Raw genomic sequence first — 24,527 nt, forward strand, 5'->3', positions numbered from 1 at the left:
CGCCCGGTTGCACCATTTCTCCCACAGGACCCGCCCCGGCGCTGCCTCTTGGCGGCCAGACGCGGTTCCGCGCATTTCTGAAAGTACCGATCGATGCAGTTGCTGTTCGAAGAAGGCGGCGAAATCCGCGCCGGCACCGTGCTGAACCAGCAGGGCGAGGCTTACCAGGTGGAGCTGCCAGCCGGCAAGCGTACCAAGGTCAAGTCGCGCGACGTGCTGCTGCAGTTCGCGCAGCCGTCGGCAATCGAGCTGGTGCGCCAGACCGGCGACATGATGGCCGAGATCGACCTGGACTTCCTGTGGGAATGCGCGCCCGAGGCTGAATTCGGCTTCACCGAGCTGGCCGCCGAGTACTACGGCGCCGAGCCCGGCCCGGTGCAGCAGGCGGCGCTGGCGATGGCGCTGCACGGCAACCCGGTGTACTTCCGCCGCAAGGGGCGCGGCCGCTACCAGCGCGCGCCCGAAGACCAGCTCAAGGCGGCGCTGGCCGCGCTCGAGCGCAAGCGCCAGCAGGCGCTGGTGCAGGCCGAGTACGAAGAGCAGCTCAAGGCGCTGACGCTGCCTGAGACCTTCCGCAACAAGGTGCTGCAGCTGCTGTTCAAGCCGGACAAGAACAGCCTGGAATACAAGGCCATGGACGCCGCCTGCACCGCGCTGGGCATGACCCCGATGCGGCTGATGGTGGCCGCCGGCGGCGTCGCCAGTGCGCGCGCGCTGCATGAGGCCAAGTTCCTGGCCGAGTGCTTCCCCAAGGGCACGGGCTTTCCGGAAACCGACGTGCCCGAGCCGCCCGCCGACCTGCCGGTGGCCGACGTGGAGGCATTCTCGATCGACGACGTCACCACCACCGAGATCGACGATGCGCTGTCCGTGACCAGGCTGCCCGACGGCAAGCTGCGCATCGGCATCCATATCGCCGCGCCCGCGCTGGGCATTCGCCGCAGCGAACCGCTCGATGCGGTCGCGCGCCAGCGGCTGTCCACGGTCTATTTCCCGGGCGACAAGATCACCATGCTGCCCGACGCCGTGGTGGAGCGCTACACGCTGCAGGAAGGGCGCACGTGCCCGGCGCTGTCGCTGTATGTGACGGTGGACCCGACCGTGTGGCTGATCACCGGCAGCGAGACCCGCGCCGAGATGGTGCCGATCGCCGCCAACCTGCGCCACAACCTGCTCGACGATGTCATCACCGAGGCTGCGCTTGCCGCGGGCACCGGCGACTACCCGTTCCGCGACGCGCTGACGCAGCTGTGGCACTTTGCCGGCTACCTGTACGACGAGCGCCAGAAGGCGCGCCTGGCCAGCGGCCTGCGCCCTGAGACCCACAACCGCGCCGACTTCAATTTCTACCTGGACGACCAGGCCGACGGCAGCCAGCGCGTGCGCATCGAACAGCGCAAGCGCGGCTCGCCGCTGGACAAGATCGTTGCCGAGCTGATGATCCTGGCCAACAGCACCTGGGGCAAGCTGCTGGCCGACAACGGCGTGCCGGGCATCTACCGCACGCAGAAGGCGTGGGGCATGCACCGCACCCGCATGCAGACCTACCCGGCACCCCACGAGGGCCTGGGCGTGGCGCAGTACGCTTGGAGCACCTCGCCGCTGCGCCGCTATGTCGACCTGGTCAACCAGTGGCAGATCCTGGCGGTGGCCCAGCACGGCGTGACCGCCAAGCTGGTGGCGCCGTTCAAGCCCAAGGACGCCGACCTGCTGGCCGCGGTGGCGGACTTCGAAGGCACTTACGCCGCCTACGCCGACCACCAGTCGACCATGGAGCGCTACTGGTGCCTGCGCTGGCTCAAGCAGGAAAAGCGCGAGCGCATGGTGGCCTCGGTGCTCAAGGAAGGCGCGGTGCGCTTTACCGAGATCCCGCTGGTCACGCGCGTGCCCGAACTGGTGCAGGCGCAGCGCGGCACGCAGGTGCTGCTGGAGATCGGCGAGACCGACGAGATCACGCTGGAAGTGTCGTGCCGGGTGCTGGAGATCTTCGCCGGTGAAGGCGAAGTGCCCGAGGAAGAGCTGGAAAGCGACGAGGAAGCCGCGGAGCTGTCCGCCGAAGCCGCTGCCGACGCGGCCGCCGAGGAAGCGGCCGAGCAGGCCGCCGGGGTCTCGGACGAAGCCCCGGCCGAAGCGGGCGACGACGATGCCGGCGCGGCGTCGGGCGAGCGCGACACCGGCACCCCGGCGGTCGGCTGAAGCCTTCGGAAATCGGCGGCGCTCACTTACAATGCCTGTCTGATCCGGGGTCCGCGGCCCCGGTCTTGCCAGGCCGCCGGCCCGGACCGGTTCGGGCCGCCGCCCACCCTTCAGCCACCCTCCATCCATCGTGAACGCCACACTCGCCGCTCCCCGCCACTGGTGGCATGCCAGGTGGCACAACAGCAGTACGCTGGCCAAGGCGCTGGCCATTTCCGTGGCCGTGCACGTGCTGCTGCTGATGGTGCGGGTGGCCGCGCCCGAGGTGTTCGAGATCAAGCGCAGCGATGCCGCGCTGGACGTGGTGCTGGTCAATGCCAAGTCGGCGCAGAAGCCGCGCAACCCGACCGCGCTGGCGCAAGCCAACCTGGACGGCGGCGGCGACCATGACCTGCAGCGCGCCACCACGCCGCTGCCCGCGCAGACCCAGACGCAGGAAGGCGACCTGGTGCGCCAGGTGCAGCGCCGCGTCGAGCAGCTGGAACAGGAGCAGCAACGCCTGCTGACCCAGTCGCGCGAGGCCGCGCCGTCGGTGCGCAACCAGCCGCTCAAGCCCGGCGAGAAGCGCCAGGACACCCCGCAGCGCGGCCAGGACGAGCGCACCTCGACCGACGAGATGGCCAGGCTGGAGGCCGAGATCGGCCGCAACCTGGACCACTACGCCAAGCGACCCAAGCGCTTCCAGCTGACCGCCACCAGTGCCCAGGCGGTCGACTATGCGCAGTACTACGACCGCCTGCGCCACAAGATCGAGGCGCGCGGCACCACTGACTTCCCGCAACGCAACGGCAAGCCGCTGTACGGCCAGCTGATCCTGGTGATCAACGTCAACCGGCTCGGCAAGCTCGGCTACAACCGCGACGGCTACAACGTCGACGCCATCGACGTGGTCAAGAGCTCGGGCGATCCCGCGCTGGACCGCCAGGCCGTGGCGATCGTGCGCGCGGCCGCGCCGTTCGGCCCCTTTACCGCCGAGATGGCGTCGCGCCAGGACATCCTCGAAGTCATTTCCACTTTCAAGTTTTCGCGCAGCGGGCTGGAAACCCGCTTGCAGGCACGCTGATGACATCCACTGATTCTTCCCAAGCTACTTCCGACCGCTATGTGGTGATCGGCAACCCGGTTGCGCACAGCCGTTCGCCGGCGATCCACGCCGCCTTTGCGCGCCAGACCGGCGAAGCCGTGCAGTACGACCGCCTGGAGGCGCCGCTGGACGGGTTTGCCGATGCCGTGCGCCAGTTCTTTGCCGAGGGCGGCTACGGCTGCAACGTGACGGTGCCGTTCAAGCTGGAGGCCTATGACCTGGCCGACCGCCTGACCGAGCGCGCCGAGGCTGCCGGCGCGGTCAACACGCTGTGGATCGAAGAGGGCCTGATCCACGGCGACAACACCGACGGCATCGGCCTGGTGCGCGATATCCAGGACAACCTCGACACGCTGATCGAAGGCAAGCGCGTGCTGCTGCTGGGCGCCGGCGGCGCCGCCATGGGCGCGATGCTGCCGCTGATCGAATGCCGGCCGTCGCGCATCGTGGTGGCCAACCGCACCGCGTCGCGCGCGAGCGACATGCTGGAAGAGTTTGTCGAAGCCGCCGACCAGTATGGCGTGGAGCTGTGGGGCGGCGGGCTCGATGCGCTCGACGGGCTGTCCGAGGACGAAGCCGTCGACGTGGTGATCAACGCGTCGTCCAGCAGCCTGCATGGCGAAGTGCCGCCGGTGCCCGAGTTCCTGCTGGGCGAAGGCGTGCTGGCCTACGACATGATGTACGGCGCCGAGCCCACGGTGTTCCTGCAGTTCGCCGCGCGCTGTGGCGCGCGCACCAGCGACGGCCTGGGCATGCTGGTCGAACAGGCGGCTGAAGCGTTCTACATCTGGCGCGGCGTGCGCCCCCGCACCGCCCCTGTGCTGGCCGAGCTGCGCGCCGCGCTGCAGGCCGAACGCAAGGGCTGACCGGGGCGCCGCCAGCCGTGGCCAACCGCAACCGCGCAGCCAGCGCCAGCCGCGGCGCAGCCCCCGCACGCACGGTGTTCAACCCGGTCCGCTGGCTCGGCTACCTGCTGGGCTGCGTGGCGGCGGGCGTGGTGGCGATGCAGCTGTACTTCTTCATGCAGATCGCAAGCTGGCAATACATCAATCCTACGACGACCACGTTCATGCGCGCCGAGCGCTGGCGCCTGTGCGGCATCAACGTCTGGAACTGCGGCATCGACCGGCAATGGGTGCCGTACGACCGCATCTCGCGCAACCTCAAGCGCGCGGTGATCGCCAGCGAGGACGCCGACTTCGTCAACCATCCGGGCTATGAGCTGGATGCCATGCTCGATGCCTGGGAGCGCAACAAGAAGCGCGGGCGCATCGTGCGCGGCGGTTCCACCATCACGCAGCAGCTGGCCAAGAACCTGTTCCTGTCGTCCGAGCAGCACTACCTGCGCAAGGGCCAGGAGCTGGCCATCACGTGGATGCTCGAGTTCTGGCTGGACAAGCAGCGCATCTACGAGATCTACCTGAATTCGGTGGAGTGGGGCGAGGGCGTGTTCGGCGCGCAGGCCGCGGCGCAGCACTACTTCCGCACCAGCGCCGACAAGCTCAGCGTGGGCCAGTCCGCGCGCCTGGCCGCGGCGCTGCCGGCGCCCAAGTGCTTCGACAAGAAGGAATACTGCGCCAACGTGCGCGTGAATTTCCGCGCCAAGGCGGGGATCATCGCGCGGCGGATGGGGGCAGCCACGCTGCCCGACTGAGGGCTTGCTCCCCTCTCCCACTTGTGGGAGAGGGAGCAAGGCAGCGGCAGATTCAGCGCCTCAGCTCAGCCACCCCTTCCTGCGGAAATACACCAGCGGAATCGCCGCCGACACGGCCATCAGCGCAATCGCCCACGGATAGCCCGCGCCCCAGTCCAGCTCCGGCATGAACTTGAAGTTCATGCCGTAGATGCTGGCGATCAGCGTGGGCGGCATCAGCGCCACCGACACCACCGAGAACAGTTTGATGATCTTGTTCTGGTTGATGTTGATGAAACCGACGGTCGCGTCCATCAGGAAGTTGATCTTGTCGAACAGGAACGCGGTGTGGTTCTCGATCGAGTCGATGTCGCGCAGGATCTGGCGGGCCTCGTCCTGCTGCTCGGCCGACAGCAGCTGGCTGCGCATCAGGAAGGACACCGCGCGGCGCGTGTCCATCACGTTGCGGCGGATGCGCCCGTTCAAGTCTTCCTCGCGGGCGATGGTTTCCAGCACGTCGGCCGCGGCGGCATCGGTCACGTTCTCGGCCAGCACGCGGCGGCTCGCTTCTTCGAGCCGCTCGTAGATTTCCTCGATCGAGTCGGCGGAATACTCGGCGTCGGTCGCGTACAGGTCCATCAGCACGTCCTTGGCATTGCGCACCGAGCCCGGGCGCATGCGTGCGCGCAGCCGCACCAGCCGGAACACCGGCAGGTCTTCGTCGTGGATGGAGAACAGCACGTCGCGCGTCAGCACGAAAGCCACGCGCACGTTGCGCGACAAGGCCTCTTCCTCGTCCAGCAGGAAGTCGGTGCGGATATGGATATTCTCGTCCTCGCCCTCGAAATATCGCGCGGACGCTTCCAGGTCGCCCAGGTCTTCCAGTTCGGGAAGGGCGACGCCATAGGCTTCCTTGATCCAGTTCAGTTCCTCGTCGTCGGGATTGACGACATCGATCCAGATCGGCTTGTGCTGCAGCAGCTCATTGCGCTCGTCGACCTGCTCCTGGGCAAGCCGGCCTTTCTGCAGGACGAACAGGTTGATCATCCCCGGGATTCCTTATTGCTGATTGCGACGAAAAACAAAGACAAGCGCGAAGACAAGCGCAGGCGGCTCGCCGCATTCCCAGGTAGTCCGTCATGCCCTGCATGGCCTGGCGAGACGCCGGAAGGCGCCCTGCCAGGGCCGGGCCACGGGCAAGCGTGATCGCGCTGTACCGCGGCTGCCGTTCGGCACGGCGGTACAAGGCGATGGCGTTTGCCTGGGTTGGCTGGCTAGCCGGGAGAGGGAAGATCCGCACGCGATGCGGCGCGCATGGATGGCGCCGCCGGTGGCACGGAAAGACACTCGCCCGCAGTGTTCTGCTGCGGGCGAGGCCGACGAGGCGCGGAGCCGGGTGCTCCGGGCGGGTCGTCGTTACGCAGCCCGCAGTGACATGGCATTCGCAGAGGTCGCAGCGCTGCTGCGGCAACTCGAACACCCGATGCTACTGCCCACGTAATTTCTCCGGGATTGTGATGGCCGCGAGTGTAGCCCAACGTAGGGTGGCTTGTTAAGTGAAATCTCCGCGCACGCGGCCCGCTGTTGCCCGCTCACGACCGGCGGCGCGCCCACCCGGCGATCAGCCCGGCGCGCCCTGCAACCGGCGCCAAAGCAGCGGCGCCAGCATCACCGAGGACAGCGCCAGGAACATCAGCACGATCGCGGCGTAGTCCTGCCAGTGCGGCTGCTCGCCCAGCATCCACATGCCCGAGAACACGCCGACCACCGGAATGAACATGATCGACAGGCTCGACACCACCGGCGGCAGGCTGCGCGCCAGCCCGAACCAGACCAGGTGGCAGAAGGCGAAGACCACCACCGCGTTGTAGGCGATGGCGCCCCATTCGACGGCGGTGGGCATGCGCCAGCCGTCTTCCAGCAGCAGCGAGCCGACCGCCAGGAAGGGCAGGGTCACGGCCAGCATCCAGAACGTCATGGCGCCGATGGGCACGTCGGTCGGGGTGCGTTTTATCAATTGGGTGCCGAAGCCCCAGCCGGCCGCGGCCAGCAGCATCAGCAGCGTGCCGGCCGGGCTGCCGGTCAGCGCGGCGAGCTCGCCGGAAAGCAGCAGCACCGTGCCGGCCAGCGCGCAGCCGATGCCCAGCCAGGCCCAGGCGCCGATGCGCTCGCGGAAGAACACCAGGCCCCAGACCACTGCCCAGATCGGCATGGTGTAGCCCAGGATGGCGGCCCGGCCCGAGGACAGCATCTTGACCGCGCAGATCGCAAACAGGTGCCAGACCACCATGTTGGGAATGGCCAGGCGGACCACCGTGCCCCATTCGCGCCGCGGCAGGGCCAGGGAATCGCCGCGCAGCCGCAACGCCAGCCCCAGCGCCACCAGCCCGCCCGCCATGCACAGCAGGCGGAAGCCCAGTGCCGGAAAGTGCGCTACGCCTACCTTCATGATGGGCCAGTTGATGCCCCAGGCAAGCGTGAGCACGACAAGCAGGAAGATACCGCGGCGATCGAGAGACATGACGGGACGCGGCTGTGCGTCATGCCGCGCTTTGTTTTGAGAGGAAGCGCAAAACCATAGCACGTAGCGGGTAAAATTGCCGGAAGCGACATATGCTGCAGGGATGAAAGGTTTTCACGCCGCTGTGGCCAACCGCGCCGGCCGGGCCAATGGGGCGCCGGCGCCACCAGGATATTCCGAGTACCCATGACTTTCACCGAGCAGCTTGCTGCCGCCTGGCAGCGCAACGATTCCCTCCTGTGCGTCGGGCTCGATCCTGACCCGCAGAAGCTGCCGCTGTCCCTGACCGGGGCGGGCGGCGCCATCTTTTCGTTCTGCCGCGAGATCGTTGACGCCACCGCCGACCTGGTCTGCGCCTTCAAGCCGCAGATTGCGTACTTCCACTCGCAGCGCGCCGAAGACCAGCTCGAGCAGCTGATCCACTATATCCACGATGCCCACCCCGGTATCCCGGTGATCCTGGACGCCAAGCGCGGCGACATCGGCTCGACCGCCGAGCACTACGCGCTGGAGGCCTTCGAGCGCTACCATGCCGACGCGGTCACGGTCAGCCCGTACATGGGCTTCGATTCGATGCAGCCGTACCTGGCCTATCCGGATCGCGGCGTGATCGTGTTGTGCCGCACCTCCAACCCGGGCGGCTCGGACGTGCAGTTCCTGCAGGTTGACGGCAAGCCGCTGTACCAGCTGGTGGCCGAGGCCGCGCGCGAGCGCTGGAACACCACCGGCCAGATGGGCCTGGTGGTCGGCGCAACCTTCCCCAACGAGATCGCGCGGGTGCGCCAGATCGTCGGCGACATGCCGCTGCTGATCCCGGGCATCGGCGCCCAGGGTGGCGACATCGAGGCCACGGTCAAGGCGGGGCGCACCGCGGACGGCACCGGCATGATGATCAACTCGTCGCGCGCCATCCTCTACGCCAGCCGCGAGAAGGATTTTGCGGCGGCGGCGCGCAATGTCGCGCTGCAGACGCGGGAGACCATCAATCGCTATCGCCACGGCTGAAACCGGGCGTAGACAATAAAAAACCGCGCCAGAAACGGCGCGGTTTTTTATTGGGCGGAGGTTGCTGGGCGCCGGCCTCAGGCCTCGTTCCGGATCAGCTCCAGCAGTCCCCGCATGGCATGCTCGGCCGCCTGCCGGCGGATCTGGCCGCGGTCGCCGCGAAAGCGCTGGGTCTCGGTATGGGTGGTGATGCGGTTGCTCCAGCCGAAGCAGACCATGCCCACCGGCTTTTCCGGGGTGCCGCCGTTGGGCCCGGCCACGCCGGTGATCGACAGCGCCACCTGGGCGCGGCTGTTCAGCAGCGCGCCTTCGGCCATGGCGCGCGCCACTTCCTCGCTGACCGCGCCGTGGTCGCGGATCAGCTTGGCCGGCACGCCCAGCATGGTGGACTTGGCCTCATTGGAATAGGTGACGAAGCCGCGCTCGAACCAGCCGGACGAGCCGGATACATCGGTAATGGCGGCAGCCACCAGCCCGCCGGTGCAGGATTCGGCAGTGGCCAGCATCAGGGATTTGTCGGCAAGGGCGACGCCGGCCTGGATGGCGAGCTGGTCGAGCAGGCGGCTGACAGACATGGTGGATACAGGTAGTTTTGAGGGGAATCAGCTTGCAATGGCTGGCGATACGGGCTTAGAACGAGCGCCACAGCGCAAACACCAGCAGCGTGTAGAAGGCCGCGAAGATGTCGTCGAACATCACGCCAAAGCCGCCGCGCAGGCCCGGGCCCTTGAGCGTGCGGTCATAGTGGCCGATCGGCGCCGGCTTGGTGATATCGAACAGCCGGAACCACAGGAAGGCGGCGAACTGCCCCCAGAAGCCGGTCGGCATGACAAAGGCCAGTACCAGCCAGAAGGCGACGATCTCGTCCCACACCATGCTGCCATGGTCGTGCACGCCCATGTCGCGCGCGGTGCGCGCGCACGCCCACAGGCCGACCAGGAAGCCGCCGGCGATGATCCACAGCCAGGTGGTGGGCTCGATCCACAGCGAAATCACTACGAAGGACAGCCACGCGTAGAGCGTGCCGACCGTGCCCGGCGCAACGGGCGACAGGCCCGAGCCGAAGCCGAAGGCGATCAGGTGGGCCGGATGGGCCAGCATGAAGCGCGCGCTCGGGCGCGTGACCTTGACGGTCTGGCCGGCTTCCAGGGTCAGGGCGGGGTCGCGCGGCGCGGCCCCGGGAGGCAAGGTGGACATCAAAATTGGCTCGTGTGATGCAGATACTGCTTATGGTTATGGCCGGCTTGCGCTGCCATGCTTGCGGGACTCCCGTGCCCGCGCAGCGCGCCGATGCCGGCATCATGACATGCCCGCGACCCGGTGTCAGGGGGCAGCGAAGTGGTCGAAGCTGGCGCCTTGGTACCGGGTCGGGTTGCCGGTACTGTCGACCAGCCGCAGGCCGGGCTCGGGCGTGATCGCGCCGACACGTGCGAGCGGCAGCGCCAGGCGTTCGCTAATCGCCGCAATGGCGTCGCGGCTGCCGGCGGGCGCGGTGAAGCACAATTCGTAGTCGTCGCCACCGGCCAGCACGCATTCGCGCTGGATGGCATCGGGCTGGCTGGCCAGCACTGCCGAGCGCGGCAGCGCATCGACGTCGACCAGCGCGCCGACCTGCGAGCGTTCCAGGATATGGCCGAGGTCGCCGACCAGGCCGTCGGAAATGTCGAGTGCGGCATGCGCCACGCCGCGCAGAGCCATGCCCAGCGCCACGCGCGGTGTCGGCGTGTCCATGCGCGGGCGCACCTGGCTGAACTCGGGCTCAGGCAGCAGCCATTCGCCGCGGCAGTCGCCCAGCGCCAGGCGGGCGTCGCCAAGCGTGCCGGAAATCCAGATATCGTCGCCGGGCCGGGCGGCGTCGCGGCGCAGCGCGGCACGCAGCGGCACGTCGCCGAATACCGTCAGCGAAAGCGTCAGCGGGCCGCGCGTGGTGTCACCGCCGACCAGTTCGCAGCCGTGGGCGTCGGCCAGCGCCAGCATGCCGTCGGCCAGTTCGGCCAGCCAGGCGGGGTCGGCCTCGGGCAGGGCCAGTGCCAGGGTGAAGGCGCGCGGCTCGGCGCCCATGGCGGCCAGGTCGGACAGGTTCACGGCCAGGGCCTTGTGGCCGAGTGAGCGCGGCGCCACGTCCGGGAAGAAATGCCGGCCGCTCACCAGCATGTCGGTGCTGATGGCCAGGTGGTGGCCGGGGCGGCCCTCGATCAGCGCGCAGTCATCGCCCACGCCGAGCGCGGCCTTGCGCACCGGCCGCGTGAAAAAGCGGCGGATCAGGTCGAACTCGGAAAGCGGGGCTGGCTGGGCGTGGGACATCGTCGTCAGGAAGATTCGCCCGCCGGGTGGGACGGATCGGGGGCTGCGCGTTGCGCGAAGATGAATGGCGATCCGGGGCAATCCCGCGGCGCGTGCGCAGCGCGTCAGGATGGGGCGCGTCCGGCATTTCAGCAAGATACTGCCGCGCACGACAGCCATGACCATCGCGCGGTACGCCGCTTCTGCCGGCAGGCGCTACGCTTGCTGGTATTGCCCGGGGGGATGGGGCATATTGTACCGAATCGCAAAGGTGCCCCAAGTAAAAGGCTTATTGTGAAATAGTATTTCACTATATAAAATGCTGGGTTCCAAAGGAAGAGAAGGGCGGACACGTGGAGCCGGTCCGCCGATCGTCCCCCGCCTCGTCAATGACGGCTCCACCGATTGGAAGATGCGCCGATGACCAGCCCTCAGCAGTCCCCGTCCCAAGACGATCTGAAACAGCAGCAGCGTGAGGCGCTGCGCAAAGCGGCGCTCGAGTACCACGAGTTTCCCACCCCCGGCAAGATCTCGGTCACGCCGACCAAGCCGCTGTCGAACCAGCGCGACCTGGCCCTGGCCTATTCGCCGGGCGTGGCCGCCGCTTGTGAAGAGATCGTTTCCGATCCGGCCAATTCCTTCCGCTACACCGCCCGCGGCAACCTGGTCGCGGTGATCACCAACGGCACCGCCGTGCTGGGCCTGGGCGACATTGGCGCCGCGGCTTCCAAGCCGGTGATGGAAGGCAAGGCTGGCCTGTTCAAGAAGTTTGCCGGTATCGACGTGTTCGATATCGAAGTCGATGAGAAGGACCCGGAAAAGCTGGTCCAGATCATCGCCGCGCTGGAGCCCACCTTCGGCGGCATCAACCTCGAAGACATCAAGGCACCGGAGTGCTTCTACGTCGAGCGCAAGCTGCGCGAGAAGATGAAGATCCCCGTCTTCCACGATGACCAGCACGGCACCGCCATCGTGGTGTCCGCGGCCATCATCAACGGCCTGAAGGTGGTCGGCAAGGACATCAAGAAGGTCAAGCTGGTGGCCTCGGGCGCCGGCGCGGCCGCGCTGGCCTGCCTGGACCTGCTGGTCGACATCGGCCTGCCGATCGAGAACATCTGGGTGACGGACCTGGCCGGCGTGGTCTATGAGGGTCGTACCGAGCTGATGGACCCGGAAAAGGCGCGCTTCTCGCAAAAGACCGACAAGCGCAAGCTGGCCGAAGTGATCGACGGTGCCGACATCTTCCTGGGCCTGTCCGCCGCGGGCGTGCTCAAGCAGGACATGGTCCAGCGCATGGCCGACAAGCCGCTGGTGCTGGCACTGGCCAACCCCAACCCGGAAATCGCGCCGGAGCTGGTCAAGGAAGTGCGCCCCGACGCCGTGATGGCCACCGGACGCACCGACTACCCGAACCAGGTCAACAACGTCCTGTGCTTCCCGTTCATCTTCCGCGGGGCGCTGGATTGCGGCGCCACCACCATCACGCGCGAGATGGAAATCGCCGCGGCCAATGCCCTGGCCGAACTGGCGCGCCAGGAGCAGAGCGACATCGTCGCCACCGCCTATGGCATCCAGGACCTGTCGTTCGGCCCCGAGTACCTGATTCCGAAGCCGTTCGACCCGCGCCTGATCGTCAAGGTGGCGCCGGCCGTGGCCGAGGCCGCGATGAAGTCCGGCGTGGCCGCCCGTCCGATCGAGGACATGGACGCCTACCGTCTGCAGCTGCAGCAGTTCGTGTACCACTCGGGCACGCTGATGAAGCCGATCTACGCCGCCGCGCGCAAGGTCGAGATGGATAAGAAGCGCATCGTCTTCGCCGAAGGCGAGCAAGAGCGCGTGCTGCGCGCGGTGCAGGTGATCGTCGACGAAAAGCTGGCCAACCCGATCCTGATCGGCCGCCCGGCCGTGCTGCAGCACCGCATCGAGCGCTTCGGCCTGCGCCTGCGCGCCGGCGTGGACTTCACCGTGGTCAACCCCGAGCACGATGAGCGTTTCCGCGACTATTCCGACGCCTATTACCGCATGATGGCGCGCGAGGGCATCACGCCCGAGTACGCCAAGCTGGAAATGCGCCGCCGCACCACGCTGATCGGCGCGATGCTGGTGAACAAGGGCGAGGCCGACGGCATGATCTGCGGCACCGTCAGCAACACCGCGGCGCACCTGCGCTATATCGACCAGGTGCTGGGCGGCACCAGCAAGGTCTACGCGGCGATGAATGGCCTGGTGCTGCCGGGCCGCCAGATCTTCCTGGTGGATACGCACGTCAACGTCGACCCGAGCGCCGAAGAGCTGGCCCAGATCACGCTGATGGCCGCCGAGGAACTGAAGCGCTTCGGCATCGAGCCCAAGGTCGCGCTGCTGTCGCACTCGAACTTCGGTTCGTCCGAAGCGCCTTCGGCCCGCAAGATGCGCGAAACCCTCGCCATCCTGCGCGATCGCGCCCCGGACCTGGAGATCGACGGCGAAATGCACGGCGACAGCGCGCTCGACCAGAAGCTGCGCGACCAGCTGGTGCCGGATGGCGCGCTCAAGGGCGAAGCCAACCTGCTGGTGTGCCCGAACATCGACGCGGCCAATATCTCGTACAACCTGCTCAAGGTTGCCGCGGGCAACAACGTCGCGATCGGGCCGATCCTGCTGGGCGTGAAGGCGCCGGTGCACATCCTGACGCCGTCGGCCACGGTGCGCCGCATCGTCAACATGACCTCGCTGGTCGTGGTGGATGCCTCTGCCAAGCGCTAAACCGCTTGGTATGGCCGGTAGCCGGCCAATGTGACGAAAAGCCGGGTTCGCCCGGCTTTTTTTGCGTCCATATGTGCATGGTTAGTATGCGCACACATACGCTTAACATATTGAAACAATTGAAGAATTACCGCTGCCGCCGGGCCGGGATTGATTAATTGCGTGCATGCGCGTAACCTTACGCCTTTGATACAGGCGCTCGCCATGAGCGCCCCGGTGCGGCCGGCATCCATCGCGCTCCTCTACGGGTGGCGCAGGGCGCTGGCCAGGGTGGCCCGGACAGATCGTCTACCCAACCAGCGGCAGGCTCGATTTCCGGTTCAACCAAGACAAGCAACGTGGGTTTCCAAGTTTCTCTGATGCGGCACGCATCGCGCATGCTGGCCCGGTCCATGACCGGCGCGGCGCTGGTGCTGGCCCTGGCGCAGCCGACGCTGGCGCGGCAGGTGCAGACCGAAGGGATGGGAACCATTGCAGTGCAGCAGTTGCCCAACGATGCACGGCAGACCCTGGAGCGCATCGAAGCCGGCGGCCCGTTCCTGTATGACAAGGACGGATCGAGATTCGGCAACTACGAACGCATCCTGCCTCAACGTGAACGCGGGTATTACCGCGAATACACGGTCAAGAGCGCCAGGAGCCGGAACCGGGGAGCCAAGCGGATCGTCTGCGGCGGAGAACAACGCGCTGCCAACGATTGTTACTACACGGAAGATCACTACAACAGCTTCAAACGGATACTCAAATGATGACTGACATTTTCGGATTGGGCGACGCCCTTGCCGCCCGCGAAGAGCGCGGCGCCGGAGATGGCTGGCAGCGGGCTCAGCAGCAGGCCCAGAACCTATACGACAACGTGCTGATGATGCCGAGCCAGGAGCTCATGCAAAAACTCCCGCCCGCGACCGCGCCCGTGGCCATGCCCGCCGGTCCCGGTTGGAACGACGGCACCAGCGAGGGGGCCATGAACCTGTTCAAGACGGTGCGTCCGAACATCGTCCAGTCGATCCGCGCCTTCCGCGTGCCTGAGCTGGCCCAGGCGGCCGCCGATCTCGGGCAGCATTTCCTCTATGCCAATTGCGCCCATTGCGCGAGCAAGGCTGAGGTCCTGGAAACCATCGCCACGTCGTTCACCTTCCCGAAGCACTTCGGCAAGAACTTCGACGCGCTGGCTGACTGCCTGACCGACATGATCTACAAGGCAGGCCCGCAGCCGGGCTTTGTGATCGTGCTGGAAGGCTTGCCGATCGCGCAGAAGTTCGACAAGGAAGGGCGCGAGGTGCTGCTCGACGTATTCCGCGACGCTGCCGAGTTCTGGGGCGAGCGCAAGGTGCAGTTCCGGGTGTTCTATTCGTTCGCCTGAGAGCACTGCCTGAGCCCTTGCAAGGCGAATCAAGCAAAAAGCCCGCAATTGCGGGCTTTTTGCTTTCCGGCGGCGAGGTGCTGGTCCTATTCCTGCGCCGGCAGATGCCCATGCGGCGTGAGGCGGTCGATCAGTTCCGGCAATCCTTCGCTCAGTTGCGCGGCCACGTCATCCTGCGACATGCCGGTGGTCTGTGCCAGCGATTCGAGCGCGCCGGTGTCGCCCAGCGCGCTGCTCAGCGCCGACGGCGTGACCGGCTGGTTGGCGCCGCTGCCGATCCACGAGTTCACCTGTTCGCCCAGCCCGGCCTGCGCCAGGATCTGCTGCAGCGCGCCGATGCCGCCGGCGGCCGCGCCCAGTGCCTGGCTGTTGGCCGGGGCGCCACCCTGGCCGCCAAGCAGTCCGCCCAGCAGCGAGCCAAGGTCCAGGCCGCCGGTGGCGCCGCCGGGCGCTGCGCCGGCACCGCCGCCGCCGAGCATGCCGCCCAGCAGCCCGCCGAGGCTGCCCAGTCCGCCCAGGCCGTCATCGACAGGCGCCGCATCGTCTGCTTGTCCGCGGCTACGCATGGCCAGCGTTGCCAGCAGGCCAAGCGCCATCATCAGCTTGGGGTCGAGCCCTCCGGTACTGCCTGCCTCGCCACGCGCGCCGCCGAGTTGTCCGAGCACACCGCCCAGCACGCTATCGAGTAGTCCCATGGTCGACTCCTTTCAGTCAGGGTTGCAAGGTTGACGCGATGACCGGATGGCCGCCGCCGTCAGAATCCGCCAAGCAAGGCGTTAAGGGTTGCCAGGCATGCCAGCCCGGCGGTTTCAGTGCGCAGGATGCGGGGGCCGAGCGACACGCCGGTGAAACCCACCTGTCTTGCCGCCTGCTCTTCGTCGGGCGCCAGGCCGCCTTCGGGGCCGATCAGCAGCGTAACGCCGCCGGCCAGCAAGCTTTCGCGCTGTTCGGCGATGAACGCTGGCAGCGAATGCGTGGCGCGCGGCGATACCAGCAGCCTGGCACCGCCAGCCGCGGACTGCGCCAGCCATGTCTCAAAGTTAGCGACCGGCGCAACCTCCGGCAAGCGATTGCGGCCGCATTGCTCGCAGGCGGCCTGCACCAGCGCCTGCCAGTGCGCGTGGCGCTTGTGCGCGCGCTCGCCCGACAGGCGCACCACCGAGCGGCTGGCCTGCAGCGGCTGGATTGCCGTGACGCCCAGTTCGACCGCCTTTTCGATCAGCCAGTCCATCTTGTCGCCGCCGGCCAGGCCCTGGGCCAGCGTGACACGGAAGGGCGGCTCGGCTTCGGCCGCGTCATGCGCGCCGATGCGCGCCAGCGCGTGGCGCTTGCCCAGCTCGACCAGCGTGGCCGCGTGGCTGCCGCCGCGGCCGTCGAACAGCGTCATGGCGTCGCCCGGCACCAGGCGCAGCACCTGCACGTGGCGCACCACCGGCTCAGGCAGCGGAAAATCGGATTCGGCGGCCAGGACGGTGTCCGTGCCGCCGACGAAGAAGCGTGGTGCCATCAGCTTGCCTGGCCTGCTGCCTGTTCCAGCGGCTTGCCGAAGCCCCAGCGGTAGCCGTCGGGATCTTCAACCATGCAGTAGCGGTCGCCCCAGAACTGGTCGGCCGGCGCCATCAGGCTGACCGCGCCGGCGTCGACCGCGCGCTGGTGCATGGCGTCGACATCGTCGCAATAGACATAGAAGGTCTGCGGGCACTCGACGCCCAGCGAGCGCGGCGTGCGCGCGGTGCTGCCCCAGGCGCCCTCGGGCGCGAACATCACCACCAGTTGGCCCTGGTAGTGCATCTCGGCGTGGGTCGGCACGCCGTTTTCGTCGACCACGTTGCCGGCCGTGAAGCCGAAGGCGCGGCTGTAGAAGTCCAGTGCGGCGCGCCCGTTGGCGACGGTCAGGTAGGGGGTGAGCCAGGGGGTGTTGGCCGGTCTGGTCATGATCGTCTCCTGAGTGCGGGAAACCCGGCGCGGCTGGCGTGCCGCGCGGTGCGAGAGTGCATCTTACGCGTGCCGCGCTACGCTGTCGAAGTGCGGCGCAGCGGTGAAGCTGGCGCTGGCGGGGTGAAGCATCAGGCATGTGAGGGGCCGGATAGTTCCGGTGCCGGGGGCGGGGCCGTGCCAGGCGGCCTGCGGTGATCGCGCGGACTGCGCCGCGGGGGCTGTCCGGGAGTCCGGAAAACCCCCTAGCTTCTGCTAAAATTGCGGTTTTCCTGCCGTCACCGTCAGGCTCACGCCCGCTCACGTCCAAGACCGCCCGCATGTCCGCCCTTGCCCATCCCGCCACAAGCCCTTTTGCTTCCCAGCCCGCCAAGCTGATGGCCGACGCCATCCGCGTGCTTGCCATGGACGCCGTCCAGCAGGCCAATTCCGGCCACCCCGGTGCACCGATGGGCATGGCAGACATCGCCGTGGCGCTGTGGGGCCGGCACCTGAAGCACAACCCGGGCAACCCCCAGTGGGCCGACCGCGACCGCTTCGTGCTGTCCAACGGCCACGGCTCGATGCTGATCTATTCGCTCTTGCACCTGACCGGCTATGAACTGCCGGTGGAAGAGCTGAAGAATTTCCGCCAGCTGCACAGCAAGACCGCCGGCCACCCGGAATACGGCATCACCCCGGGCGTGGAAACCACCACCGGCCCGCTCGGCCAGGGCATCACCAACGCAGTCGGCATGGCGCTGGCCGAACGCCTGCTGGGTGAAGAATTCAACCGCCCCGGCTACGACATCGTCAACCACCACACCTATGTGTTCCTGGGCGACGGCTGCCTGATGGAAGGCATCAGCCACGAGGCCTGCTCGCTGGCCGGCACGCTGAAGCTGAACAAGCTGATCGCGCTGTGGGACGACAACGGCATCTCGATCGACGGCGACGTGGTGCACTGGTTCAATGACGATACCCCGAAGCGGTTCGAGGCCTACGGCTGGAACGTGATCCGCGGCATCGACGGCCATGACGTTACCGCCGTCGACATGGCGATCTCGCAGGCCAAGGCCAGCGACAAGCCGACCCTGATCTGCTGCCGCACCAAGATCGGCAAGGGCGCCCCGAACAAGGAAGGCGGCCACGACGTGCACGGCGCCCCGCTGGGCGGCGCCGAAGTGCTGGCCACGCGCGAGGCGCTGGGCTGGGCCCACGCCCCGTTCGAAGTGCCGGCCGAGGTTTACGACGCCTGGGACGCCAAGGCCAACGGCCAGGCGCTGGAGCGTGCCTGGAACGCGCTGTTCGATGCCTACGCCGAGCGCCACCCGTATGAGGCCGGAGAGTTCCGCCGCCGCATGAAGGGCGAACTGCCGGGTTCGTTCGACGCCGCAGTTGAGGCCTTTATCGCCAAGTGCGAGGAAAAGGCCGAGACCATCGCCACCCGCAAGGCCAGCCAGAACACCATCGAGGCCTTCGGCCCGGTGCTGCCCGAGTTCCTCGGCGGTTCGGCCGACCTGACCGGCTCGAACCTGACCAACTGGTCGGGCAGCCAGGCCGTGCGCGTGGATGCCTGGGGCAACCATATCAACTACGGCGTGCGCGAGTTCGGCATGAGCGCCGTCATGAACGGCATCACGCTGCACGGCGGCTACATCCCCTACGGCGCCACCTTCCTGACCTTCTCGGACTACAGCCGCAATGCGCTGCGCATGGCGGCGCTGATGAAGATCCGCTCGCTGTTCGTGTTCACCCATGACTCGATCGGCCTGGGCGAAGACGGCCCGACCCACCAGTCGATCGAGCACGTTGCCAGCCTGCGCCTGATCCCGAACATGGATGTCTGGCGCACCGCCGACACCACCGAGACCGCCGTGGCCTGGGCCGAGGCGATCCGCCGCGAGAACGGCCCGAGCTGCCTGATCTTCAGCCGCCAGAACCTGCCGTTCCAGCGCCGCGACGACGTCACGCGCGCCAATATCGCGCGCGGCGGCTACGTGCTGCGCGACAGCGTGAACCCGAAGACCAACCGTCCGGACGCCGTGATTCTGGCTACCGGCTCGGAAGTCGGCCTGGCCGTCGGCGCCGCCGATGCACTGGCCGCCGAAGGCGTGCACGTGCGCGTGGTGTCGATTCCCGCGACCACCGTGTTCGACAAGCAGGACACCGCCTACAAGGCCAGCGTGCTGCCGGCCGGCGTGCCGCGCGTGGCGGTCGAGGCGGGCGTGACGGACTTCTGGTGGAAGTACCAGGTCCAGGCGGTGGTGGGCATTGACACCTTCGGTGAGTCGGCCCCGGCCGGCGTGCTGTTCAAGCACTTCGGCTTTACCGTCGACAACGTTGTCCGAACGGTAAAGGACACCCTTATCTAAGCATCCGGGCGCTGGAGCCGCGTGGTGCGCCGCGCGGCCCGTGCGGCGCCCACCGGTTTCAATCGATCCTCAGGAGAGACAGTCATGACCATCAAGATCGGCATCAACGGCTTCGGCCGCATCGGACGCATGGTGTTCCGCGCCGCAGTCGCCAACTTCAAGGACATCGAAGTCGTTGGCATCAACGACCTGCTGGAGCCCGACTACCTGGCATACATGCTGAAGTACGACTCGGTGCATGGCCGCTTCGACGGCGAAGTGTCGGTCGACGGCAACACCCTGGTCGTCAACGGCAAGAAGATTCGCCTGACCGCGGTCAAGGATCCGGCCGAACTGAAGTGGGGCGAGATCGGCGCCGATGTGGTGGTCGAATCGACCGGCATCTTCCTGACCAAGGAAGGCGCGCAGAAGCACCTCGACGCGGGCGCCAAGAAGGTGATCATGTCGGCCCCGTCCAAGGACGACACCCCGATGTTCGTGTACGGCGTGAACCACGAGTCGTACAAGGGCGAGGCGATCATCTCCAACGCCAGCTGCACCACCAACTGCCTGGCACCGGTGGCCAAGGTGCTGAACGACAAGTGGGGCATCAAGCGCGGCCTGATGACCACCGTGCACGCTGCCACCGCCACCCAGAAGACCGTTGACGGCCCGTCCAACAAGGACTGGCGCGGCGGCCGCGGCATCCTGGAAAACATCATCCCGTCGTCGACCGGCGCCGCCAAGGCCGTGGGCGTGGTGATTCCGCAGCTGAACAAGAAGCTGACCGGCATGTCGTTCCGCGTGCCGACCTCGGACGTGTCCGTGGTCGACCTGACCGTCGAGCTGGAAAAGTCGGCGACGTACGAAGAAATCTGCGCCGAGATGAAGGCCCAGAGCCAGGGCGCGCTCAAGGGTGTGCTGGGCTACACCGAAGACAAGGTCGTCGCCACCGACTTCCGCGGCGATGCCCGCACCTCGATCTTCGACGCCGAAGCCGGCATCGCGCTGGACGGCACCTTCATCAAGGTCGTGAGCTGGTACGACAACGAGTGGGGCTACTCGAACAAGGTGCTGGAAATGGTCCGCGTCGCGGCCAAGTAATCCGGCAGCTTCCGCAGTAAAGGAAAACGCGCCTTCGGGCGCGTTTTTCATTTTCCGGCGCTGTGATATTCAGCCAGCCGGGCGGGGCGCCAGTGGGCGCGCGTCGATTGCGTCGCCGTCCACCAGGAAATGGCCGCCAGCCACATGGTGGATGGTGCGCAGCGCATCATGGCCGTCGAAATGCCAGCGCCCGTTGCTGAACACGCGCGAGTCCGCATGAGCGGCCACGACTTCGCCAAGGAACAGGTCGTAGGTCTGCTGCGTGGCCGGCTCCGGCAGCAGCCGGCATTCCAGCCAGGCCGCGCAGCCCTCCAGCAGCGGCGCGCCCACCGCCGTGCCGGCAAAGGTGCCAAGGCCGTAGGCGTCGAACTTGTCGGTGCCTTCCTGCTCCATCAGCGCCAGGCCCGAGCTGGAGCCCAGTGCCTCGGTCAGGTCGACCTGGCTGACGGTGGGGACCTGCAACACGAACTCGCCGCTGTCTTCCAGCAGGTGCCGGGTCCAGGTGCTCTTGTCCAGCACCACTGCCACCTTGGGCGGGGCGAAGTCGAGCGGCATGGCCCAGGCGGCGGCCATGATATTGCGCTTGCCGCCGGCGGCGGCGCTGACCAGCACAGTGGGGCCGTGGTTCAGCAAGCGGTAGGCTTTCGGGAGTGATACGGGCAGGCGGAAATGTTCAGGCATGATGGCCGGGATGAGCCGTCAGAAAAGAATGATAAAAATGGGAACGGCGGACCCACTATACCCGGATGTACGAGTGCATGTTGCGGCGCGGGAAATGTTCACATATGCGGTCAATTGTGGAAAAAGAGCGCAATTTTTCAGAAATATGGCGTAGACGGCCATTTCAGAAATGCCGAATTTGCTTTCCGAGCTTGTTTTTTCCTCTTACACTATTAAGACGCCGTTGAAATCTGATGTGCAGCCAGTGCAAGTGGTGGGGCCATCTAGCTAAGAATAATCTGACCGAGGCCTGATCATGGTGAACGTAGACACGAAGCTTTTAGTGATCTTCACCGAACTACTGAGCAAGCGAAATGCCACTTATGTAGCGGAAAAGATGCATATGACCGCACCGGCCGTATCGCACTCGCTGGGCAGGCTGCGTGAAATCTTTGACGATCCGCTCTTCATCCGCGTCCCGCATGGCCTGACGCCAACGCCGCGTGCGCTGGAACTGGGCCCGAAGATCCGCGACATGCTGGACTTGTGGTCGTCGATCAACGAGGGCGATGCCGACAATTTTGATCCGGCCATTGCCACCGGCACGCTGAGCATCGGCTTCGCTGCTGAACTGGGCGACACGGTATTCAACCGTTTTGTGCTGCGTATCAAGCAGCTGGCGCCGGACCTGCATATCAAGCTGGTCGAATCCCATTCGTGGGAAACGGACGTCGCCTCGATGCGCGCCAATGAACTTGACCTGGCCTTTTCGCCGTTCCCGACACGCCACCCGGAAATCGTCGAGGAAATGGTGACGTCGCTGAACCTGTGGGTTTGCGCGCGCAAGAGCCATCCGGTGCTCAAGAACCACTGCTCGCTGGAGCAATACCTGGATTGCGGCCATATCTTCATGGCGCATTCCGGCGGCTCCGGCCGCCCGGCGCCGTCGCTGATTCCGCTCGACTACGCGCTGCAGCAGCGCGGGCTCAAGCGCAATGCGACGCTGACGGTACATTCATGGCGTGCCCAGGCCGAACTGGCCTCGCAGACCGACATGATCTTCACCGTCAATGCGCTGACCAAGGACATGGCCTGCGAGACCTATGGCCTGAAGGCCTTCCCGCTGCCGTCGGAACTGAACACCATGCTCGGCCTGAACATGTTCTGGCACCGCAGCCGCAACACCCATCCGATGCTGGTGTGGGCGCGCAACCTGTTCCGCCAGGTGGTGGGCGAGTTTGTCGGACTGCCGCCGGCACGCCCGGCACGGGTGGTCACCGAACAGGACCTGCAAGACCTGCAGGCACCCTGAGCAGCATCCTGCGGCGAGCAGCCCAAACAAAAAACCGGCGCCTGGCGCCGGTTTTTTGTTGCCCGTCTGCGCTCCGCGGTGGAGCGTGCAGGCTTATCGTTTGGGTCTGTGGGGACAGTCTGTTTTGGTGCAATTGCCGTACAGCGACAGTGCATGTTCCTGCAGCGTAAAGCCGCGCTCGCGCGCGATGCTTTGCTGGCGGTGCTCGATTTCAGAGTCGAAGAACTCCTCGACGCGGCCGCAGTCGAGGCACACCAGGTGGTCATGGTGCTTGCCTTCGTTGAGTTCGAAAATCGCCTTGCCGGATTCAAAGTTGTTGCGCGAGAGCAGGCCCGCCTGCTCGAACTGGGTCAGCACGCGGTAGACGGTGGCCAGGCCGATGTCCATATGCTCGTTCAGCAGGATACGGTAGACGTCTTCCGCGCTCAGGTGCCGCTGCTCACTGGTCTGAAAAATTTCAAGAATCTTCAGCCTGGGCACGGTCGCCTTCAGGCCGATGTTCTTGAGGTCCGCCGGACTCGGCATGTGGGTGACTCCCTAGAGTACAATGACTGGATAGTTGAATCATAAGGGTTTTGGCAGCAAAAGTCGCTCGCGGTAGTGATGTCCCAGGTCGACGTCACGCGCCCGGCACGGTTGCCGTCCCATGTGGTTGTCGCGGCAGGCGCAACAAGGCGTGTGTGGTGCAATCGGCGCATATTGCGCCGTTTTTGTGCCCGCTTTGCGGTACCGTGCCGCGGTACTTTTCTTTCCCTCCCGGAAGCGAGATACATGCGTTCTATCCGTTCGTCCGCCATGCGCCCGACGCTGGTTGTCCCCCTGCTGGCCGCGGCCCTGCTGGCCGGCGCCTGCTCAGCCTACGATTCCACCTCGCGCAAGGTAGCCAACGCCATCACGCCGTACCGGATCAACATCGTGCAGGGCAATTTCGTCTCGCGCGAGGCCGTATCGCAACTGCGCGAAGGCATGACGCGCGACCAGGTCAAGTTCCTGCTCGGCACGCCGCTGCTGAATGACGTGTTCCACGCCAACCGCTGGGACTATGTGTTCTCGTTCCGCCGCGGCAATACCCCGGTGGTGCAGCAGCGCCGCTTCACGGTGTTTTTCGAAGGCGACCGGCTGGTCAAGTTCAGTGGCGATGAACTGCCGTCCGAGTATGAGCTGATTGCCGAGATCGACGGCATGAAAAAGGCGCTGAAGGACCAGACGCCGGGCAAGATCTCCACCGGCGCGACAGCCGCCGCGGCCGCCCCGGCCGAAGCGCAGACCACGGTGGAGAACTTTGTGCCGCGGCAGGCGCAGCAGCCGGAGGCGGCACCCGCCCCTGCGGCATCGCCGGCCGCTCCCACCGAGGCAGCGGCGCCGGCCCAGGCCCCCAAACCGGCCGCCAACTGATCGGCCGCACGGCGCGCCGGCAGCGGCGCGCCACCAGTTTTCCGGGCCGGTCAGGCATGGCCGGCTCGATCACTTTCCGCGCATTGCGCATATTCCGCTGAGCCAGACACCATGAACATCGCCATTGCAGGCGCATCGGGCCGCATGGGCCGCATGCTGATCGAACAAGTGCTGAACACCGAGGGCGTGAGCCTCGCGGGCGCGCTCGACGTGCCGGGCTCGCCGGCGCTGGGCCAGGATGCGGGCCTGCTGCTGGGCCGGCAGACCGGTGTGGCGATCAGTTCCGATGTGGAAGCGGTGCTGGCCGGCGCGGACTGCCTGATCGATTTCACCCGTCCCGAAGGCACGCTGGCCCACGTGGCCGCGGCGAAGAAGCTGGGCGTGAAGATGGTGATCGGCACCACTGGCTTCGACGAGGCCGGCAAGGCCGCGTTGGCCGAGGCCGCCAGGTCGATCGGGATCGTCTTCGCCGCCAACTTCAGCGTCGGTGTCAACGCCACCTTCAAGCTGCTGGAAGTGGCCGCCAGGCTGCTGTCGACTGGCTATGATATCGAAGTGATCGAGGCGCATCACCGCTTTAAGGTCGATGCCCCGTCGGGCACCGCGCTGAAGATGGGTGAAGTGATTGCCGATGCGCTTGGCCGCGACCTCAAGACCTGTGCCGTCTATGCCCGCGAAGGCCACACCGGCGAGCGCAATCCCAACTCGATCGGTTTTGCCACCGTGCGCGGCGGCGATATCGTCGGCGACCACACCGTGATGTTCGCCGGCATCGGCGAGCGCATCGAGATCAGCCACAAGTCTTCCAGCCGCCAGTCGTATGCCGACGGTGCCGTGCGCGCCGCCCGTTTCCTCGCCGACAAGCCCAACGGCCTGTTCGACATGCAGGACGTGCTGGGCCTGAAGTAAGGCGCCGCGGGGCGCGCAGGGCCGAAACTGGCCTGCCGCCACGGTTATA

At 66.5% G+C, this 24,527-nt stretch carries 23 protein-coding genes; 13 read left to right on the plus strand and 10 right to left on the minus strand.

Translation table 11 applies throughout. The annotated features are described in order from the left end of the window. Positions 1–93 precede the first annotated feature (93 nt). From I6H87_RS10020 to mtgA, 4 genes are all read left to right on the plus strand, one after another. A complete protein-coding gene (locus tag I6H87_RS10020; protein WP_010813192.1) occupies positions 94–2,196 on the plus strand; it encodes a ribonuclease catalytic domain-containing protein in 2,103 nt (700 codons plus the stop codon). Positions 2,197–2,326: 130 nt separating this feature from the next. Next, positions 2,327–3,259 carry an energy transducer TonB family protein gene (locus I6H87_RS10025; protein ID WP_010813193.1) on the plus strand — a complete coding sequence of 311 codons (933 nt, stop codon included), beginning with the start codon at positions 2,327–2,329 and terminating at the stop codon, positions 3,257–3,259. Next, positions 3,259–4,146 (plus strand): shikimate dehydrogenase, encoded by an 888-nt coding sequence (gene aroE / locus I6H87_RS10030; RefSeq protein WP_010813194.1) that lies wholly within the window; start codon positions 3,259–3,261, stop codon positions 4,144–4,146. Before I6H87_RS10025 ends, aroE begins: the two co-directional genes overlap by 1 nt. A 137-nt stretch (positions 4,147–4,283) precedes the next feature. After that, the gene (gene mtgA / locus I6H87_RS10035; protein WP_051398538.1) at positions 4,284–4,934 is read left to right on the plus strand and encodes a monofunctional biosynthetic peptidoglycan transglycosylase; all 651 of its coding nucleotides are present in this window, start codon (positions 4,284–4,286) and stop codon (positions 4,932–4,934) included. 60 nt (positions 4,935–4,994) lie between these two features. On the opposite strand, the gene corA is transcribed toward mtgA, so the two are convergent. Further along, positions 4,995–5,960, minus strand: coding sequence for a magnesium/cobalt transporter CorA (corA, locus tag I6H87_RS10040; protein ID WP_010813196.1), 966 nt, complete (start codon positions 5,958–5,960; stop codon positions 4,995–4,997). Between the two features lie 574 nt (positions 5,961–6,534). Then, a complete protein-coding gene (locus I6H87_RS10045) occupies positions 6,535–7,434 on the minus strand; it encodes a DMT family transporter (protein ID WP_011616020.1) in 900 nt (299 codons plus the stop codon). A 186-nt stretch (positions 7,435–7,620) separates the two neighbouring features. Between I6H87_RS10045 and pyrF the strand changes: the two genes are divergently transcribed. Beyond that, complete coding sequence (gene pyrF / locus I6H87_RS10050) at positions 7,621–8,439, plus strand: orotidine-5'-phosphate decarboxylase (RefSeq protein WP_010813198.1); 819 nt, start codon at positions 7,621–7,623, stop codon at positions 8,437–8,439. 77 nt (positions 8,440–8,516) lie between these two features. Here pyrF and I6H87_RS10055 read toward each other — a convergent pair whose 3' ends face one another. The 3 genes from I6H87_RS10055 to thiL form a co-directional block, all read right to left on the minus strand. Continuing rightward, a complete protein-coding gene (locus tag I6H87_RS10055) occupies positions 8,517–9,014 on the minus strand; it encodes a CinA family protein (RefSeq protein WP_010813199.1) in 498 nt (165 codons plus the stop codon). Between the two features lie 55 nt (positions 9,015–9,069). Next, a complete protein-coding gene (locus I6H87_RS10060; RefSeq protein WP_010813200.1) occupies positions 9,070–9,636 on the minus strand; it encodes a phosphatidylglycerophosphatase A family protein in 567 nt (188 codons plus the stop codon). Positions 9,637–9,762: 126 nt separating this feature from the next. Further along, a complete protein-coding gene (gene thiL, locus I6H87_RS10065) occupies positions 9,763–10,743 on the minus strand; it encodes a thiamine-phosphate kinase (RefSeq protein WP_010813201.1) in 981 nt (326 codons plus the stop codon). A gap of 399 nt (positions 10,744–11,142) precedes the next feature. Between thiL and I6H87_RS10070 the strand changes: the two genes are divergently transcribed. From I6H87_RS10070 to I6H87_RS10080, 3 genes are all read left to right on the plus strand, one after another. Beyond that, positions 11,143–13,467: an NADP-dependent malic enzyme gene (locus tag I6H87_RS10070; protein ID WP_011616018.1), complete on the plus strand. Its 2,325-nt coding sequence runs from the start codon at positions 11,143–11,145 to the stop codon at positions 13,465–13,467. 377 nt (positions 13,468–13,844) lie between these two features. Beyond that, positions 13,845–14,216 (plus strand): guanyl-specific ribonuclease, encoded by a 372-nt coding sequence (locus I6H87_RS10075; protein ID WP_011616017.1) that lies wholly within the window; start codon positions 13,845–13,847, stop codon positions 14,214–14,216. Beyond that, positions 14,213–14,830: a barstar family protein gene (locus tag I6H87_RS10080; RefSeq protein ID WP_010813204.1), complete on the plus strand. Its 618-nt coding sequence runs from the start codon at positions 14,213–14,215 to the stop codon at positions 14,828–14,830. Before I6H87_RS10075 ends, I6H87_RS10080 begins: the two co-directional genes overlap by 4 nt. 86 nt (positions 14,831–14,916) lie before the next feature. Here the strand turns inward: I6H87_RS10080 and I6H87_RS10085 are convergent, their stop codons facing one another. Genes I6H87_RS10085 through I6H87_RS10095 form a run of 3 tightly spaced genes read right to left on the minus strand, consistent with a single transcriptional unit; the run spans position 14,917 to position 16,765 of the window. Then, positions 14,917–15,525: a YidB family protein gene (locus tag I6H87_RS10085; RefSeq protein ID WP_011616015.1), complete on the minus strand. Its 609-nt coding sequence runs from the start codon at positions 15,523–15,525 to the stop codon at positions 14,917–14,919. Positions 15,526–15,584: 59 nt separating this feature from the next. Then, positions 15,585–16,337, minus strand: a complete 753-nt coding sequence (locus I6H87_RS10090) for a 16S rRNA (uracil(1498)-N(3))-methyltransferase (protein WP_011616014.1) — start codon at positions 16,335–16,337, stop codon at positions 15,585–15,587. Then, complete coding sequence (locus I6H87_RS10095) at positions 16,337–16,765, minus strand: VOC family protein (RefSeq protein ID WP_010813207.1); 429 nt, start codon at positions 16,763–16,765, stop codon at positions 16,337–16,339. The genes I6H87_RS10090 and I6H87_RS10095 overlap by 1 nt, the downstream gene beginning before the upstream one ends. Before the next feature lie 320 nt (positions 16,766–17,085). On the opposite strand from I6H87_RS10095, the gene tkt reads away from it, so the two are divergent. Together tkt and gap are read left to right on the plus strand one after the other, a co-directional pair. Continuing rightward, a complete protein-coding gene (gene tkt, locus I6H87_RS10100) occupies positions 17,086–19,119 on the plus strand; it encodes a transketolase (protein ID WP_011616013.1) in 2,034 nt (677 codons plus the stop codon). An 84-nt stretch (positions 19,120–19,203) separates the two neighbouring features. After that, positions 19,204–20,202, plus strand: coding sequence for a type I glyceraldehyde-3-phosphate dehydrogenase (gap, locus tag I6H87_RS10105; protein ID WP_010813209.1), 999 nt, complete (start codon positions 19,204–19,206; stop codon positions 20,200–20,202). A 69-nt stretch (positions 20,203–20,271) separates the two neighbouring features. Here the strand turns inward: gap and I6H87_RS10110 are convergent, their stop codons facing one another. After that, positions 20,272–20,883 carry a flavin reductase family protein gene (locus I6H87_RS10110; RefSeq protein ID WP_011616012.1) on the minus strand — a complete coding sequence of 204 codons (612 nt, stop codon included), beginning with the start codon at positions 20,881–20,883 and terminating at the stop codon, positions 20,272–20,274. Between the two features lie 295 nt (positions 20,884–21,178). Here I6H87_RS10110 and I6H87_RS10115 point away from each other — a divergent pair, with 295 nt between their 5' ends. Continuing rightward, the gene (locus tag I6H87_RS10115) at positions 21,179–22,174 is read left to right on the plus strand and encodes a LysR family transcriptional regulator (RefSeq protein ID WP_011616011.1); all 996 of its coding nucleotides are present in this window, start codon (positions 21,179–21,181) and stop codon (positions 22,172–22,174) included. 93 nt (positions 22,175–22,267) lie between these two features. On the opposite strand, the gene fur is transcribed toward I6H87_RS10115, so the two are convergent. Continuing rightward, a complete protein-coding gene (gene fur / locus I6H87_RS10120) occupies positions 22,268–22,699 on the minus strand; it encodes a ferric iron uptake transcriptional regulator (RefSeq protein WP_010813212.1) in 432 nt (143 codons plus the stop codon). A 246-nt stretch (positions 22,700–22,945) separates the two neighbouring features. On the opposite strand from fur, the gene I6H87_RS10125 reads away from it, so the two are divergent. Both I6H87_RS10125 and dapB read left to right on the plus strand, forming a co-directional pair. After that, the gene (locus I6H87_RS10125; protein ID WP_011616010.1) at positions 22,946–23,569 is read left to right on the plus strand and encodes an outer membrane protein assembly factor BamE; all 624 of its coding nucleotides are present in this window, start codon (positions 22,946–22,948) and stop codon (positions 23,567–23,569) included. Between the two features lie 111 nt (positions 23,570–23,680). Next, positions 23,681–24,478, plus strand: coding sequence for a 4-hydroxy-tetrahydrodipicolinate reductase (gene dapB, locus I6H87_RS10130; protein ID WP_011616009.1), 798 nt, complete (start codon positions 23,681–23,683; stop codon positions 24,476–24,478). The last annotated feature ends 49 nt before the right edge of the window (positions 24,479–24,527 follow it).

It is taken from the genome of Cupriavidus necator, assembly GCF_016127575.1.
Classification (GTDB): Bacteria; Pseudomonadota; Gammaproteobacteria; order Burkholderiales; family Burkholderiaceae; genus Cupriavidus; species Cupriavidus necator_D.